The sequence below is a fragment of the Glycomyces niveus genome (genome assembly GCF_017592475.1).
Classification (GTDB): Bacteria; Actinomycetota; Actinomycetes; order Mycobacteriales; family Micromonosporaceae; genus Glycomyces; species Glycomyces niveus.
This window is the reverse complement of sequence record NZ_JAGFNP010000005.1, coordinates 178,051-194,179: the sequence shown is the minus strand read 5'-3', so window position 1 is coordinate 194,179 and position 16,129 is coordinate 178,051. Positions and strand designations below refer to the sequence as shown.

12 protein-coding genes are annotated in these 16,129 nt (G+C 69.2%); 8 read left to right on the top strand and 4 right to left on the bottom strand.

Going from position 1 to position 16,129, the window contains the following annotated elements:
- Positions 1-4 precede the first annotated feature (4 nt).
- Positions 5-922 (top strand): ABC transporter ATP-binding protein, encoded by a 918-nt coding sequence (locus J5V16_RS11485; protein WP_208496349.1) that lies wholly within the window; start codon positions 5-7, stop codon positions 920-922.
- Positions 919-2,034 (top strand): ABC transporter permease, encoded by a 1,116-nt coding sequence (locus tag J5V16_RS11480; RefSeq protein WP_208496348.1) that lies wholly within the window; start codon positions 919-921, stop codon positions 2,032-2,034. Before J5V16_RS11485 ends, J5V16_RS11480 begins: the two co-directional genes overlap by 4 nt.
- Positions 2,035-2,163: 129 nt before the next feature.
- Here the strand turns inward: J5V16_RS11480 and rsmI are convergent, their stop codons facing one another.
- Positions 2,164-3,015 (bottom strand): 16S rRNA (cytidine(1402)-2'-O)-methyltransferase, encoded by an 852-nt coding sequence (gene rsmI, locus J5V16_RS11475; protein WP_208496347.1) that lies wholly within the window; start codon positions 3,013-3,015, stop codon positions 2,164-2,166.
- A 403-nt stretch (positions 3,016-3,418) separates the two neighbouring features.
- Here rsmI and J5V16_RS11470 point away from each other — a divergent pair, with 403 nt between their 5' ends.
- Positions 3,419-3,979, top strand: a complete 561-nt coding sequence (locus J5V16_RS11470; RefSeq protein WP_208496346.1) for a restriction endonuclease — start codon at positions 3,419-3,421, stop codon at positions 3,977-3,979.
- 158 nt (positions 3,980-4,137) lie between these two features.
- On the opposite strand, the gene J5V16_RS11465 is transcribed toward J5V16_RS11470, so the two are convergent.
- The 3 genes from J5V16_RS11465 to J5V16_RS11455 form a co-directional block, all read right to left on the bottom strand.
- The gene (locus tag J5V16_RS11465; protein ID WP_208496345.1) at positions 4,138-5,568 is read right to left on the bottom strand and encodes a S1C family serine protease; all 1,431 of its coding nucleotides are present in this window, start codon (positions 5,566-5,568) and stop codon (positions 4,138-4,140) included.
- A 164-nt stretch (positions 5,569-5,732) separates the two neighbouring features.
- Positions 5,733-7,232, bottom strand: coding sequence for a sensor histidine kinase (locus J5V16_RS11460; protein ID WP_208496344.1), 1,500 nt, complete (start codon positions 7,230-7,232; stop codon positions 5,733-5,735).
- On the bottom strand, positions 7,229-7,948 hold the full coding sequence (locus J5V16_RS11455) for a response regulator transcription factor (protein WP_205326275.1): 720 nt from the start codon (positions 7,946-7,948) through the stop codon (positions 7,229-7,231). The genes J5V16_RS11460 and J5V16_RS11455 overlap by 4 nt, the downstream gene beginning before the upstream one ends.
- A 283-nt stretch (positions 7,949-8,231) precedes the next feature.
- Here J5V16_RS11455 and J5V16_RS11450 point away from each other — a divergent pair, with 283 nt between their 5' ends.
- The 5 genes from J5V16_RS11450 (at position 8,232) to J5V16_RS11430 (ending at position 16,078) form a co-directional block, all read left to right on the top strand.
- Positions 8,232-8,585 carry an STAS domain-containing protein gene (locus tag J5V16_RS11450; RefSeq protein ID WP_143015085.1) on the top strand — a complete coding sequence of 118 codons (354 nt, stop codon included), beginning with the start codon at positions 8,232-8,234 and terminating at the stop codon, positions 8,583-8,585.
- Positions 8,586-8,879: 294 nt separating this feature from the next.
- Entirely contained in the window at positions 8,880-12,617 is a 3,738-nt protein-coding gene (locus J5V16_RS11445) for a multifunctional oxoglutarate decarboxylase/oxoglutarate dehydrogenase thiamine pyrophosphate-binding subunit/dihydrolipoyllysine-residue succinyltransferase subunit (protein ID WP_408612404.1), read from the top strand.
- 250 nt (positions 12,618-12,867) lie between these two features.
- On the top strand, positions 12,868-14,208 hold the full coding sequence (locus J5V16_RS11440) for an extracellular solute-binding protein (RefSeq protein WP_208496343.1): 1,341 nt from the start codon (positions 12,868-12,870) through the stop codon (positions 14,206-14,208).
- 21 nt (positions 14,209-14,229) lie between these two features.
- On the top strand, positions 14,230-15,168 hold the full coding sequence (locus tag J5V16_RS11435) for a carbohydrate ABC transporter permease (protein WP_208496342.1): 939 nt from the start codon (positions 14,230-14,232) through the stop codon (positions 15,166-15,168).
- A gap of 1 nt (position 15,169) precedes the next feature.
- Positions 15,170-16,078 (top strand): carbohydrate ABC transporter permease, encoded by a 909-nt coding sequence (locus tag J5V16_RS11430; protein ID WP_208496341.1) that lies wholly within the window; start codon positions 15,170-15,172, stop codon positions 16,076-16,078.
- Positions 16,079-16,129 lie beyond the last annotated feature (51 nt).

Here is a 16,129-nt window from a genome sequence, read left to right as displayed (position 1 = left end):
GGCTATGGACGCCGCCATCGAGGTCGCCGACCTCCGCAAGACCTACCGCGGCCGCAGGACCGGCGAGGTCCGCGCGGTCGACGGCGTGAGCTTCCGCGTCGAACGCGGCGAGTTCTTCGGCATCCTCGGCCCCAACGGGGCCGGGAAGACCACCACCCTCGAGATCGTCGAGGGCCTGCGCAAGCCCGACTCCGGTACCGTGCGCCTCCTCGGCCGCTCCCCCTGGCCCCACTCCCCCGAATTGACCGGCCGCCTCGGCGTCCAGCTCCAGGCCAGCGCGTTCTTCGAGTTCCTGACCGCCCGGGAGCAGCTGGAGACGTTCGCGAAGCTCTACGGCGAGGGCCGCGAGCGCGCCATGGCGATGCTCGACCTCGTTGGCCTGGCCGACTCGGCGAACGTGCGCGCCGAGAAGCTCTCCGGCGGGCAGAAGCAGCGGCTGTCGATCGCGTGCTCGCTCGTCGGCGACCCTGAGCTGGTGTTCCTCGACGAGCCGACCGCCGCGCTCGACCCGCAGGCGCGCCGCAACCTGTGGGACCTGATCCGGCGCATCAACGACGAGGGCCGCACAGTGGTGCTGACGACGCATTACATGGAAGAGGCCGAGGCGCTGTGCGACCGGGTCGCGATCATGGACGCGGGCCGGATCCGCGCCACCGGCAGCCCGGCCGAGCTCATCGGGAGCCTGGACGCGCCGACCCGCATCGCGGTCGCCGCGGGGCAGCTCGACGCTGACCGGGCGGCGGCGCTGGCCGGGGGCGACCCGGTGCGCGAGGAGGACGGGCGGGTGGTCTTCGAGACCCGCGACCCGCAGAAGCTCCTCACAGAGCTGGCCGCCGACGGCGCCCTGCAGGGCCTGTCGGTGCGCACGGCGAACCTCGAAGACGTGTTCTTGGACGTGACCGGACGGGAGTGGCGCGAGTGAGCGTCGAGACGCGCGAGGCTGCTCGCGAGCAGGCGCGGGCCACGCGGCCCGGCGCGATGCCCACCTACCTGGCGCTGGTGCGGGCGCTGTGGCTGTCGTGGACGCGGGACAAGGCGCAGGTGTTCTTCAATCTGCTGCTGCCGCTGCTGTTCCTGATCCTGCTGGTGACGGTGTACGGCTCCAACGACGTGCCCGCGTCGCGGGTGCTCGCCGTCGGTGATGTGCCCGTGCTCGAGCAGGTCGCCGACATCGAGATCGCGAACGCCGGACTCGAGTTTTCGGAGGTCGCCGACGAGGATGCGGCGCTGGAGCGGGTCGAGAGCGGCGACGCGGACGCTCTGATCACGCAGGACGGCCAGTTCGTCAGGGTCATCTGGTCGCAGACGAACGGCACCACGGGCGAGCTCGCCGGGAGCAGGCTGCAGGCGCTCGTGGAGCACGAGAACGTGGAGTTGCTGGCCGAGCCGGGCGAGGGGCTCCAGGTCGGCAGCGGTGGAGCCGAGGACCGGTCGCTCGAGCCGGTGCAGTATCTGGCGCCGGGCATGCTGGCGTGGGGCATCGCGATCGCGGGCGTGTTCGGCGCGGCGGGGACCATCGTCGATCTCAAGCGCGACAAGCTGATCCGGCGCCTGCGGGTGACCCCGGCCTCGGCGGGGCGGTTCATCTCGGCGCGCATCAGCGTGAGCCTGATGGTGGTGGTGCTGCAGACGGTGGTGTTCCTCGGGGTGGCGGCGCTGCTGGGGCTGCGGTTGTCGGCGTGGACGTGGTTCGCGGTGCCGCTGGTGCTGCTCGGCACGTTCTCGTTCCTGGCGATGGGCGTCATCATCGGGACGATCGCGAAGACGAGCCCGGGCGCGGCGGGGCTGAGCAACATGGTGACGATGCCGATGGCGTTCGTGTCGGGCGCGTTCTACGCGGTGGACGCGCTGCCGGGCTGGATGGGCTGGCTCTCGCAGGTGTCGCCGATGACGCACCTCAATCTGGCGATCCAGGCGGTGGTCTCCCTCGGCGAGCCCCCGAGCACGGTCCTGAACCACATCGCCTACCTGGCGGCGTTCGCCGTGGTGATGAGCCTGATCGCTTGGAAGACCTTCAAGTTCGACGAGCTGTGAGCGGTCCTCGTTTCTTGTTCGAACCGGAAATGTCACACCCGAGGAGTACTTTTGCACCAGGGGTCCCTTAGGGGGTATATATCCGCTTATTAGCGGATATATGTGTCTTTGGCTCTCGTCCAGTGCCGCTCAGTCCGCTTTCAACACCGCGTCGTAGACGTCGCGGCGGCTGACGCCGTAGCGGACGGCGACTTCTTTCATGGCGAGTTTGCGGTCGGCGCCGGCCGCTTCGAGGACGGCCACGGCCGCGGCCATCGCCTCGGGGGTGGCCTCGCTCGCGTCCGGGCCGGTCCAGCCGGAGACGACGAGGGTGATCTCGCCGCGCGGCGGGTCGTCCGCGGCGCCTTCGGCGAGTTCGGCAAGGCCGCCGCGGCGGATCTCCTCGTGGGTCTTGGTCAGTTCGCGGCAGAGCGCGGCGGGCCGGTCAGCGCCGAAGGCGGAGGCCATGGCGCGCAATGTCTCCTCGACGCGCCGCGGCGACTCGAAGAACACCATGGTGCGCTTCTCCTCGGCGAGTTCGGCGAACAGCCGCCGCCGCTCGCCGTCCTTGCGCGGCGCGAACCCCTCGAAGCAGAACCGGTCGCAGGGCATCCCCGAGAGCGCCAGCGCGGTCGTCACCGCGCTGGCACCGGGCGCGCAGGTCACCGCGATGTCGGCGTCGATCGCGGCCTTGACCAGGCGGAAGCCGGGATCGGAGACCGAGGGCATGCCGCCGTCGGTGATGACGGCGACCCGCTTTCCGTCGTACAATTGTTCGATAAGGGTCGTCGTTCGGCCCGCCTCGTTCGCCTCGAAATAGGACGTTATCGCCGCGGTGGGAACGACATCCAGTTCACTGAGGAGCCGCCGGAGCCGCCGGGTATCCTCTGCGGCGATGACGTCGGCGCGGGCCAGCTCGGTCCGGAGCCGAGACGAGGCGTCCTCTGGATTTCCCAGGGGCGCACCGAGAAGCACCAAAACGCCTGTTGCGGAGTTCGACATCGGGCCAGTATCCCCCACCGCCGAGGGCGGGGCGGAGGCTCGGTGACCGTGCCGCGACGGGCCGCACATGCAGGATGCCGCGCCAAGCTGTCGGGTACCGGACATTGACCTTACGCGTGAGCGAACGGTAACGGATACTCATAGTCATGGCGAAGCTTGCGAGCCATGGATTTTGAACCGCCATGGCGACGCGTTCGCGAGCCATGTACTTGCACCGCTACATCACAGGCGACATAACGCTGACCGTCCCCCGGCGACGCCAGCCGTGAATCTGTCGAGCCCTCTCAACCCAGTGGAGGCCGCCTTGTCCGTGATCCTCAGAGTCGGAGCGGGAGTCGCCGCTCTCATCCTCGGTTATTTCGTTCTCGGATTCATAGCGGACCATTGGGCCTGGTTCGCTTCAGTGGCGATCCTGTTGGGGGGCACCGCACTCGCGGGCTGGTTCCTGTTCCGCTCGCGCGGGCACGAGCACCGCGACCGCGCCGTCGCCGCCGAGCGCCACACCATCATGCGCAGCGTCGACAAGATGAACATCCCCCAGTTCGACGCCATGGCGGGCCAGCTCCTGGTCGGCCTGGACGCCAAGCGCGTGAAGAAGTTCGGGCACCGCAAGAACGACCTGGGCTGCAACTTCGTGGTCACCTTCAACAACGGGCAGCGGATCATCGTGCGCGCCAAGAAGGACGACAAGACGATGCGGCGGCGCAACGGCAACCGTCACGTCCAGATCCTCGGCGGCGAGATCAAGGCCCGCTGGGACTGCGACGCGGGCGTGCTCATCACGAACGCGAACCTGCACTGGATGCACCACGCGGCGCGCAACGAGGCCGTGGCCGCCCAGCTGGGGGTCCTCATCGTCGACCGCGAGCGCCTCGCGGAGTGGATCGACACCGGGATCGCCCCGCCGCAGCTGCGCCCGGCCCGCGCCGCCCTCGAGCCGAGCGCGAGCACCACGGTGCAGTGAACGCCCAGGGCAGGCCCTGAGCTCCGCGAGGAGAGCGCCTTGGCGTCGTGATCGCGACACGGCGCCACGGCATCCCGCAGTGACGCGTGCTCAACGGCCCTTGAGCACGCGAACGCGGCCCCGAGCCATCTGGCCCGGGGCCGCGTTCGCGTCGTCGGTCAGGAGGCTTCGAGGGTCGCTGTGGTCTCGGCCTGCTGCTGGTCGCGGGTGTAGGTGATCGCGACCTCGGTGCCCGAGGAGGTGCCCTGCACGGCGGCGACCACTTCGGACGCGGTCGTGACGGGGGTCCCGTCGATCGCGGTGATCACGTCGCCCTCCTGGAGCCCGGCCTGGGCGGCGGGCGAGTCCGGTTCGACGCTGAGGACCATGGCTCCGTTGCCGTCGGTGTCGGCCACCGAGACGCCGAGGTAGCCGCGCTCGACCGAGCCGTTGTCGATGAGCTGCTGCACCGTGTCCTTGACGGTGTTCGACGGGATCGAGAAGCCGAGGCCGATCGAGCCGGAGTCGGTGGTGGCGATGGCGGTGTTGATGCCGATGAGCTCGCCGTCGCCGTTGACGAGGGCGCCGCCGGAGTTGCCGGAGTTGATGGCCGCGTCGGTCTGGATGAGGCCGCTCAGGGTCGAGCTGGACTGCTGGCCCATGCCCTGCTCGCCCGAGACGGTCATGGACCGGTCGAGCGCGGAGACGATGCCCGTGGTGACGGTGCCTTCCAGGCCCAGCGGGGAGCCGATCGCGACGGCGACGTCGCCGACCTGCACGGAGCTGGAGTCGGCGAAGGCGACCGGCGTGAGGTCGTCGACGCCCTCGACCTGGATGACCGCGAGGTCCTGGGTGGCGTCGGTGGCGACGATGTTCGCGGGCGCGGAGCTGCCGTCCGAGAAGCGGACCTCCACACTGCGCGCGCCGTCCACGACGTGGTTGTTGGTGACGATGTAGCCGTCCTTGGAGTAGACGACGCCGGAGCCTTCGGCCGCGTCGGTCACGATGGTGACGACCGAGGGGCTGACCTTGTTCACGATCTCGGTGTAGGTCATGCCGGCGCCGGCGTCCATCGAGACGGACTGGACGTTGGTGGTGCCGCCGTCGCCGTCGTTGAGGAACCAGCCCGCGATGCCGCCCGCGCCGCCCGCGATCAGCGCCAGTGCGAGCGCTCCGGCCACGAGCTTCCCGCGGCCTCGGGGCCGCGGCGGGCCGACGGGCGCGCCGGGCTGGTGGTAGATCGGCGGGACGGGTCCGCCGGGCTGCCAAGCGGGGGCGGACATGTGCGGTGCCCCGGCGGGCGCCGGTGCGGGCGTCCCGTGGAGGACCTGCGTGTGGTGCGTCGGTTGCGCGGCGCCCGCGGCGTCGGCAGGGTGGGAGGGTCCAGCGGCGGGCGCCTGCGGTGCGGCCGGGTGCGGTGCGGCCGGGTGCGCGGGGCCGATGACGGCGGTGTCTCCGGCAGCGGGCGCGGTGCTGGGCGGCAGGCTCGCGGCCTGCTCGGGGGCCGGGGCCGCGTCGGCGGCCGGCTCGGGTGCGGCGGGGGTGCGAGGCCCGTCGGGGCCCTGTGCTTCGGTCCCCTCGGGGCCCTTGGTGCTCTCAGTGCTGCTCATGTAAGGCAGCATGACGGGCGGACCTCTCGGCCCGCTGCGAAAACGCCTTAAAAGCCTTTAATGATCCGCGTCCAGTCCGGACACGGAGGCGCTGGTCAGAGCGGCCGGCGCCGCTTCGGTCCGCTTGCGGGACATCGACGTCCTTTAAAGCTTTCCAAGAGTGCCTAGTCGGTGGCGGGCGGCTCGGCCGTGAGGATCACGGTGAACGCGGTGCCTTCGCCGGGCTCGGACGCGACCTGGACGGTCCCGCCGTGGGCCTTCACGATCGCGGCCACGATCGCCAGGCCGAGCCCCGAACCAGGGTGGGAGACGGAGTCGGAGCGGAAGAACCGCTCGAAGACCCGCTCGGCGGTCTCGGGGGTCATGCCGGGGCCGTCGTCGGCGACGGTGAGCCGCACGGTCTCGTCCTCGGCCGCGACCTCGACGTTGATGTGGGTGCCCTCGGGCGTGTGCCGGACCGCGTTCGACAGGAGGTTGTCGAGCACCTGCCGCATCCGCGCCCGGTCGGCGGCGACCACAGTGGAGGCGCCGGGGGCGCCGGTGAAGCCGAACTCGTGGTCCTCGGCCATCACCGCGTGCGCGGCGACGGCCTCGTGGCCGAGCACGGCCAGGTCGACCGGCTCGGTCTCGACCGGCCGCTCCTGCCCGAGCCGGGCCAGGTGCAGCAGGTCGCCCACGAGCAGGCCCATGCGCTTGGCCGCCTCCTCGATCTGCCCGATGTACTGCTGCCGGTCGGCCTCGGGCATCTGCGGGTTGGTGCGCACGAGCTCGGCGTACCCGCGCACGCTCGTGAGCGGGGTGCGCAGCTCGTGCGAGGCGTCCGCGATGAACTCGCGCATCCGCTCCTCGGAGTCGTGCGCGCGCTGCTCCGACCATTCCCGGGCGCGGATCGCGCCCTCCACTTTGGTCAGCATCGAGTTGATGGCCCGCCCGACCCGGCCCACCTCGGTGCTCGGGTCGTGGTCGGGGACGCGCCGCGAGTAGTTCCCCGCCGCGATCATCGCCGCCGTGTTCTCGATCTGCCGCAGCGGCGAGAGGCTCGCGCGGACCAGGCCCACGCCGATCGCCGCCAGGCCCGCGAGCACGCCCGCCCCGATGAGCAGATCGACCCACACGAGCCCGGCCACGGTCTTGTCGAAGTGCGAGAGCTTGTAGGAGAGCACGTAGTACGAGTCGGGGTCGAGGTTGTGCTCCTCCGGCTTGTAGTCGACGTCCTTGCTGCCCACTTCGGAGCCCGGCAGGCCCAGCACCCGCCACCGCGTCACCCCGTCGGCGCTGAGCGCCGTGAACGCCTCGCCGCCTGCGGCCTGGAGCTGCTCGTAGTCGAACACGGGCGAGTCGGCGCGGTCGTCGGGCCGGTCGTAGCGGGTCCCGCTCGGCGACACGAGGCTGAAGATGTACTGCTCGGGGCTCACCCCGGGCGCCTCGTCGGTCTCGTTGAACAGCTCGGGCTCGAAGTTCTCGGGGCTGAACTCGATGAGCTGGGTCTTGAGCTCGTCGTCCACGGTGCCGAGGAAGTACGAGTGCAGCGCGAGGATGGTGGAGACGCTGATGAGGATGAGGGAGCCCGCCACGAGGACGAGCACGGCCGCGGTGAGCCGAACCCTCAGCGGCGTCCGGTCCCACTTGTCGCGGACGCCCTCGAATACGCGCGGCGCGCTCAACGATGCTGCTCCCGCAGGACGTAGCCGATGCCCCTGAGGGTCTGGATGAGTTTGGGCTCGCCGGTGTCGATCTTGCGGCGCAGGTAGGAGACGTAGGACTCGACGATGCCGTCATCGCCGCGGAAGTCGTAGCGCCACACGTGGTCGAGGATCTGGGCCTTGGAGAGCACCCGCCCGGCGTTGATCATGAAGTAGCGCAGGAGCTTGAACTCGGTGGGCGAGAGCTGCACGGCCTTGCCCGAACGCCACACCTCGTGGGTCTCCTCGTCGAGTTCGAGGTCGGCGTACTGGAGGCGCGAGGGCCGGGGCAGTTCACCGGAGGAGCGGCGCAGGACGGCGCGGATGCGGGCGACGACCTCTTCGAGCGCGAAGGGCTTGGTGATGTAGTCGTCGCCGCCCACGGAGAGGCCGGTGACGGTGTCGGCGGTGTCGTCGCGGGCGGTGAGGAAGAGGACGGGGGTGTGGTCGGAGCCCGAGCGCATGCGGCGCACGACCTCGAAGCCGTCGAAGTCGGGGAGGTTCACGTCGAGGACGACCAGGTCGGGGCGGTGCCGGGCGATGGAGCGGAGGGCTTCGTCACCGGTGCCCACGGCGTGGACGGCGAAGCCGGCGTACCGCAGCGACGTGGCCAGGAGTTCGCAGATGTTCTCTTCGTCCTCGACGACGAGCAGGGTGGCCTCGGTCTCGGCGTTCGGCTGGCTAGTCGAAAGCGGCATGGGCCTCTCACAGGTTCGGCGGGGTCAGCGGTCCGCAGGTCACGGGTGGTTGTGAAGCATACGCCCGCGGCTGGGGCGTGCCAAGCGGTCCGCTGCCGGGGCCGCCGCGGCGGTGACGCTGCGCACCCGTGTGGAACACGTTCGAGTGACCTTTATCGGAGGAGTGTGCGGCTATGCGGGAAACTGGCGCGCGCGAACTGTTTTCCGTCGTACCGGTCGGATAGACTTTGTGTCGCAGCCGGGCACGCTTTGCGCTCGGGACCCTACCGAATCAGGTGAGTTCATGACGCTGTCAATCGAGACCGCCACGACCGACGCCGGGGTCGTCACCGTCGAGCTTGCAGGCGAAGTCGACTACGCGACCGCGCCGCAGATCCGCGAGACGATCACCAACGCCCTCGAGGCGGGCGGGGCCACCGCCATCCGGGTCGACGTCGCCAAGGTGACGGTCCTCGACTCCACCGGTATCGGCACCATCGTGGTGGCCTACCGCATCGCCCGCGAGATGGGCGTCGCGCTGGCGGTGGTCAACCCCAACCGCTTCATCACCCGCTTGTTCACCGTCGTCGGCGCCGAAGAGCTCCTCGAGGAGCCGACCGAGACGTTCTCGAGCAAGGAGCGCAGCGCGGCCGGTTAGGCGCGCTCCGCATCACCCGCATTCGTTCTATCGCGCCCCGGCTCCGGCCGGGGCGCGAGTGCGTTCCGGGCGGCCGCGACCGCACAACCGCGCGCCCGGTGCTGTGCGAAACGCCGGTGTGGCGAAAGAGACTGGCACCTGCATCTGCCTGCTGCGCAGCACATTCGCAACGACCTGAGTGACCGGCCCCGCAGAGGCGTTACCGGTACTACACTTTTTCCTCCCCCCGGTTACCCTTGAGTCCGGGGACTGCCGTCCCCGTCCACGCAGCGTCAAAGAAGAGGCGATTCAGTCGTGTCGAGTGCGACTCCGGGCAATCCGTTGACCGATTTCGGTGCCAATGAATGGCTGGTCAACGAGATGTATGAGCGTTACCGCGAAAACCCCGACAGTGTCAGCGCCGGTTGGCGCGAGTTCTTCGGCGGCGATCCGACGGGCGCATCGTTCGCCGACGAGGGCGAGCGCAAGGTCGAGCCGGCCCCTGCCGTCGAGAAGCGGCCCGAGCCGAAGCCCGAGCCGGTGACCCCGGTCGTCGAGGCCGAGCCTGAGCCCGAGGTCGAGCCTGAGCCTGTCAAGGCCGCCCCCGCTGCGTCGACCCCCGTTGCAGAACCCGCGAAGAAGGCAGAGCCCGTCGTGAACGAACCCGTCTCCGCCCCTGCCGGCTCCGCAGGCTCCGCCGGTACCAAGCCGCTCAAAGGCGTCGCGGCCAAGGTGGCCCAGAACATGGACGCGTCCCTGGAGATCCCCACCGCCACGTCGGTGCGCGCGGTCCCCGCGAAGCTCCTGTTCGACAACCGGATCGTCATCAACAACCACCTCAAGCGCGGCCAGGGCGGGAAGGTCTCCTTCACCCACCTGATCGGCTACGCGCTGGTGCAGGCCGTGAAGGCCCACCCGGGCATGAACGCCTCGTACAAGGTCGTGGACGGCAAGCCGCAGCTCGTCACCCCCGAGCACATCAACCTCGGCCTCGCGATCGACCTCGCCAAGCCCGACGGCAGCCGCACCCTCGTCGTGCCGTCGATCAAGAACTGCGAGTCGATGGACTTCCGCGAGTTCTGGCAGGCCTACGAGGACCTGGTCCGCAAGGCCCGCAACAACAAGCTCACCATGGAGGACCACGCCGGGGCGACGCTCACGCTCACCAACCCCGGCGGGATCGGCACCGTCCACTCCGTGCCGCGCCTGATGAAGGGCCAGGGCCTCATCGTCGGGGTCGGCGCCATGGAGGTGCCCGCCGAGTTCGCCGGGGCCTCCGACGAGACCCTCTCCGACCTGGGCGTCTCCCGGATCATGACGATCACCTCGACCTACGACCACCGCATCATCCAGGGCGCCGAGTCCGGCCAGTTCCTCGCCACGCTGCACCAGCTGCTGCTCGGCGACGGCTTCTTCGACGAGGTCTTCCGCTCGCTGCTCATCCCCTACGAGCCGGTCCGCTGGGTCCGCGACGTGTCGAAGACCCACGAGGGCCAGATCGACAAGAACGCCCGCGTCATCGAGCTCATCCACGCGTACCGGGTGCGCGGCCACCTCATGGCCGACACCAACCCGCTGCACTACGAGATCCGCCGCCACCCCGACCTCGACATCCTGTCGCACGGCCTCACCCTGTGGGACCTCGACCGGACCTTCCCCGTCGGCGGGTTCGCGGGCCAGCAGCGCATGAAGCTGCGCGACATCCTCGGCGTGCTCCGCGACTCCTACTGCCGCCGCGTCGGCGTGGAGTACATGCACATCCAGGACCCCGAAGAGCGCGCGTGGATCCAGCGCCGCATCGAGGTCCCCTTCGAGAAGCCGAAGGTCGAGGAGCAGAAGCACATCCTCGGGCGGCTCAACGCCGCCGAGGCCTTCGAGACCTTCCTGCAGACGAAGTTCGTGGGCCAGAAGCGGTTCAGCCTCGAAGGCGGCGAATCGCTCATCCCGCTGCTCGACCGCGTCCTCAACGAGGCCGCCTCGGCCGACATCGACGAGGTCGTCATCGGCATGCCGCACCGCGGCCGCCTCAACGTGCTCGCCAACATCGTCGGCAAGAAGCTCTCCAAGATCTTCACCGAGTTCGAGGGGCACATCGACCCCAAGAGCATCGGCGGCTCCGGCGACGTCAAGTACCACCTGGGCCTCACCGGCAAGTTCACCTCCCCCGACGGGCGCAACGAGACCGTCGTCTCGGTCGCGGCCAACCCGTCGCACCTGGAGGCCGTGAACCCGGTCCTCGAGGGCATCGTGCGCGCCAAGCAGGACCGCCTCAACCTGGGCGAGGACGGCTTCACCGTCATGCCCGTGGCGATCCACGGCGACGCGGCCTTCGCCGGCCAGGGTGTCGTTGCCGAGACCCTGAACCTCTCGCAGCTGCGCGGCTACCGCACCGGCGGCACCGTCCACGTGGTCGTGAACAACCAGGTCGGCTTCACCACCGCCCCGGCCCACTCGCGCTCCTCGCTGTACTGCACCGACGTCGCCCGCATGATCCAGGCGCCGATCTTCCACGTCAACGGGGACGACCCCGAGGCCGTGTGCGAGGTCGCGAAGCTCGCCTTCGCGTACCGGCAGCAGTTCAACAAGGACGTCGTCATCGACATGGTCTGCTACCGCCGCCGCGGCCACAACGAGGGCGACGACCCCAAGATGACCAACCCGCAGATGTACCAGGTCATCGACGGCAAGCAGTCCGTGCGCAAGCTCTACACCCGCGCGCTCATCGGCCGCGGCGACATCACCATGGAGGACGCCGAGGAGGCGCTCGCGGACTACCAGGCCCAGCTCGAACGGGTCTTCCGCGAGACCAAGGAGGCCCTGGCCGGGCAGACCGGCCCGCTGCCGTGGCGCCACCAGCCCGAGCCCGTCGCGAACATCGACACCTCCGTGGACGCCGAGACGATCGCGATGATCGGCAAGGCCCACACCACGCTCCCCGAAGGGTTCGGCCCGCACAAGGCCGTCCGCAAGGTCCTCGAGAAGCGCAGCGAGATGTCCACTTCGGGCATGGTCGACTGGGCCTACGCCGAGACCCTCGCGTTCGGCTCGCTCCTCATGCAGGGCAAGCCGATCCGCCTCGCCGGCCAGGACTCGCGCCGCGGCACCTTCGTGCAGCGCCACGCCGTCGTCGTCGACCAGGCCACCGGCGCCGAGTACACGCCGCTGGCCCACCTCGGCGAGCAGGCCGCGAAGTTCTTCGTCTACGACTCGCTGCTCTCCGAGTTCGCCGCTCTCGGCTTCGAGTACGGCTACTCGGTCGAGAACCCCGAGATGCTCGTCCTCTGGGAGGCCCAGTTCGGCGACTTCGTCGACGGCGCCCAGACCATCACCGACGAGTTCATCTCCTCCGGCGAGGCCAAGTGGGGCCAGCACTCCGGCGTGACCCTGCTCCTGCCGCACGGCCACGAAGGCGCGGGCCCCGACCACACCTCGGGCCGCATCGAGCGGTTCCTGCAGCTGTGCGCCGACGAGAACATGCGCGTGGTCAACTCCACGAGCCCGGCGAACTACTTCCACCTGCTGCGCCGCCAGGCGCTCGACCCGGTCAAGAAGCCCCTCGTGGTCTTCACGCCGAAGTCGCTGCTGCGCCACAAGGCCGCCGTCAGCCAGCTCGAGGAGTTCACCACCGGCCGCTTCCAGCCGGTCCTGCACGACACCGCCGTGGCGAGCGGCCAGATCAAGGCCGAGAACGTCAAGCGCGTCCTCCTGTGCTCCGGCAAGGTCTACTACGACCTGGCCGCCGCCCGCGAGAGCCGCGGCGTCACCGACACCGCGATCCTCCGCGTCGAGCAGCTCTACCCGCTCCCGGCCGAGGAGCTCAAGAGCGCCCTCGGGGCGTTCCCGAACGCGACCGACACCGCGTGGGTCCAGGAGGAGCCGGCGAACCAGGGCGCCTGGTCGCACATCGCGCTCAACCTGCTCGAGCAGCTCGGCGGGGTCCACCTGCGGCGCATCTCGCGCCCGGCCGCGGCCGCGCCGTCCACCGGCTCGCCGAAGGTCCACGAGGTCGAGCAGCAGGCGCTGGTCGACGTGGCGGTCCCGCAGCCGCAGTAACCGCGCCATACGCATAGAGAACAGGGGAGGCCGTACGGCCTCCCCTGTTCTGCGCTGTGCCGACGCGCCATTCCCATTGACCGGAACTTTACCGGTAACGTTTCGGCGTCAAGGCACTTTACGCAGGTTGCAATCCGGTTTTCTTCCGATGTCCAGCCTTGACCCGCGCTGATGAGAACGATAACAATGGCTCCACGGCCCACCCCCGGACCGGCCCCCCGACCCTGAATCACATTGGAGTGATGCATTGATGCCGAATCATCCCTCGCCCCCTGGCCCCGCTTCGAGCGCGGTCTCCAGAAGGGCACTCCTCACCGGCACGGCGGCGGCCGCCGGCCTCGGCCTGGCCGGCTGCGGCTCGCTCAGCGGCGGCCTCAGCGACAAGACCCGCGTCAAGCAGTGGAACCTCCTCGCCGGCGCCGACGGCGCGATCATGACCGAGATGCACGGCGACTTCTCGGCCGAGCACCCCGACATCGACCTCGAGGCCACCACCTTCGGCTGGGGCACCCCCTTCTACACCCGCCTCGTCATGGGCGCCTCGAGCGGCAACGCCTCCGACATCGCCACCATCCACCTCTCCCGGCTCAAGAGCCTCTCGCCCGCGACCCTCATGGACCCCATCACCGAGAGCGAGCTCAATGACCACGGCGTGGCCGCCGAGGACTTCGCCGACGGCGTCTGGGAGAAGTCCTTCGCCGGCGGCGAGCTCTACGCCATCCCGCTCGACACCCACGCCCTGGTGAACTACTACAACCGCACCGTCTGCGAGCAGGCCGGCGTCCTCAACCCCGACGGCACCCTCCTGGAGACCGACGGCGTCGAGGCGTACTTCGACCTGCTCCGCGCGGTCAAGGACGTCACCGGCGAGTACGGCACCTCGCTCGACACCTTCGCCGGATGGCGCCAGTTCTGGGCCTGGTACCGCCAGCAGGAAGGCGAGATGACCTTCGGCGACGGCGACTACGAGATAGACGACGACAAGGCGCTCACCGCCATCGAGATCATGTACCGCATGGCCGAAGAGGGCCTGTGCCCCACGTTCGCCGACGGCGGCCAGTGCGCGGCCAACTTCGAAGTCGGCTCGGCCGGGCTGGTGCAGGTCGGCAACTGGGAGATCAACCGCTTCCGCGCCTTCAACGAGGCCCAGGGCCTCGACTTCTCGATGACCGAGATGCCCTCGTTCTTCAACGGCCACCGGTACACGCAAGGCGACTGCCACGCGTTCGTCCTCCCCCGCCACAACACCTGGGACACCGGGGTCCGCGAGGCCACCCTCGAATACGCGGCCTACATGCTCCACAACAGCTTCCGCTGGGGCGAGGGCGGCGGCCACACCCCGGCCTACCTGCCCGTCACCGAGAGCGCCGAATACCAGGCGCTGCAACCGAACGCGGAGTACTCCGGCGTGGTCGAGAACGTCCAGTTCGACCCCGACGTGTGGTTCTCCGGATCCGCCGCCCGCCTCTTCGACGAGGTCGGCGGGGTCCTCAACCAGGTGTACGCGCTGGCGACGACCCCCGAGGACGCTCTGGCCCAGATCAAGAACCGGATCGAAACCCTCCTCGCCCTGCCCTCCCCGGTCGACTGAAACGTTGCATTAGGACTTCTGATGACAGTGAAAACAGAGGCACCACCCGTGCCCGCCGCAATGGTGCGGCCCCCCACCGACACGAAGAAGCAGTCGTGGACCGGCCTGTGGTTCGTGCTCCCCTTCGTCGCCTTCTACGCCCTGTTCCTGGTCTGGCCGACCTTCCTGGGCCTGTACTACTCGTTCACCGACAAGAGCCTGACCGGCCGCGCCGCCTCGTGGATCGGCCTGGACAACTGGTTCGAGGCCTTCGGCGACGAGCGCGCCTGGAACGCGCTGTGGAACACCGCCGAGTTCACGCTCTACTCGACCCCGCCGCTGGTGGTCCTCTCGATCGTCTTCGCGCTGCTGGTCAACCGCGCCCGCCGCATCGGCTGGTTCCTGCGGATGGCGTTCTTCGCGCCGTTCGTCGTGCCCGTCTCCGTGGTCACCATGATCTGGATCTGGATCTACCAGCCCGACGGCGGCCTGCTCAACCACTACCTGGAGCTGCTGGGCCTCCAGAACGCGGACACCAACCAGATCTGGGTCCAGGGCGAGGGCGGCGTCGCCATGTGGTCGGTGGTCATCACGACCGTGTGGTGGACCCTCGGCTTCAACTTCCTGCTCTACCTGGCCGCGCTCCAGACGATCGACCCGTCCGTCTACGAGGCGTCCTCGATCGACGGCGCGAACTGGTGGCAGCAGCTGTGGCGCATCACCCTGCCGCTGCTCAACCGCACCACCGCCATGGTGATCGTGCTGCAGCTCATCGCGTCGCTGCGCATCTTCGACCAGATGTACATCATGACCGGCGGCGGCCCGAACCGCGAGTCCGAAGTGGCCATCCACTACATCTACATCGCGGGCTTCGAGGGCTTCCGCATCGGCTACGCGTCGGCGCTGTCCTACGTCCTCTTCGTGCTCATCCTGATCATCTCCATCTTCCAGTTCCGGCTGTTCTCCCGGAAGGAGGACTGACATGACCGCAGTGCAAGAGAGGTCGACGGCCGCTGAGGCGGGCCGCCCGACCGCCGTCAGGCGCCGGCGGCTTTTCAAGTGGCGCGGCAAGAAGCCCTCCGTGGGCGCCGTCATCGTGTACATCGCCGCGGGCCTCCTCGGCGTGTTCTGGCTCCTCCCGCTGGTGTGGGCGGTGTCCACCTCGCTGAAGTCGGAGACCGAGGCCAGCCTCGGCCAGGACATCCACTGGATCCCCCGCGAATGGTCGATCGAGGGCTACAAGGTCCTGTTCGAGCGCGGCGACCACCTCACCTGGATGCTCAACTCGACCGTCGTCTCGACGATCGTGACCGTCCTGACCCTGGTGCTGTGCACGCTGGCCGCGTACGGGTTCTCCCGGTTCGACTTCCCGGGCAAGAACATCGTGTTCGGTTCGATCATCGCCGGCCTGATGGTGCCGGGGCAGGCGCTCATCATCCCGCTGTTCGACCTGGTGAACGCCCTCCACATGGGCGGCACCTACTGGGGCCTGGCGCTCCCGCAGGTCGTCGCCCCGGTCATGGTGTTCATCCTCAAGCGCTTCTTCGACGGGATCCCCCGCGACTACGAGGAGGCCGCGAAGCTCGACGGCGCCGGGCACTTCCGCATCCTGTGGAACGTGATCCTGCCGGTCTCGGGCCCGATCATGGCCGCGGTCGGGATCTTCACCTTCATCGGCTCGTGGAACAACTTCCTGTGGCCGATGCTCATCGCGACCGACCCGTCGATGATGACCCTCCCGGTGGGCCTCCAGGCCGTCGCCGGCGGCTACGGCCTGTTCTACGCCCAGACCATGGCCTCCGCGGTGCTCGGCGCCGCGCCGCTGCTCATCGTCTTCCTGGTCTTCCAGAAGCGGATCGTCGAGGGCGTCGCGGGCGTCGGCCTGAAGTAGGCGCAGTGCACGCATGAAGCGGGGTCCGGCGAATCGCCGGACCCCGCTTCG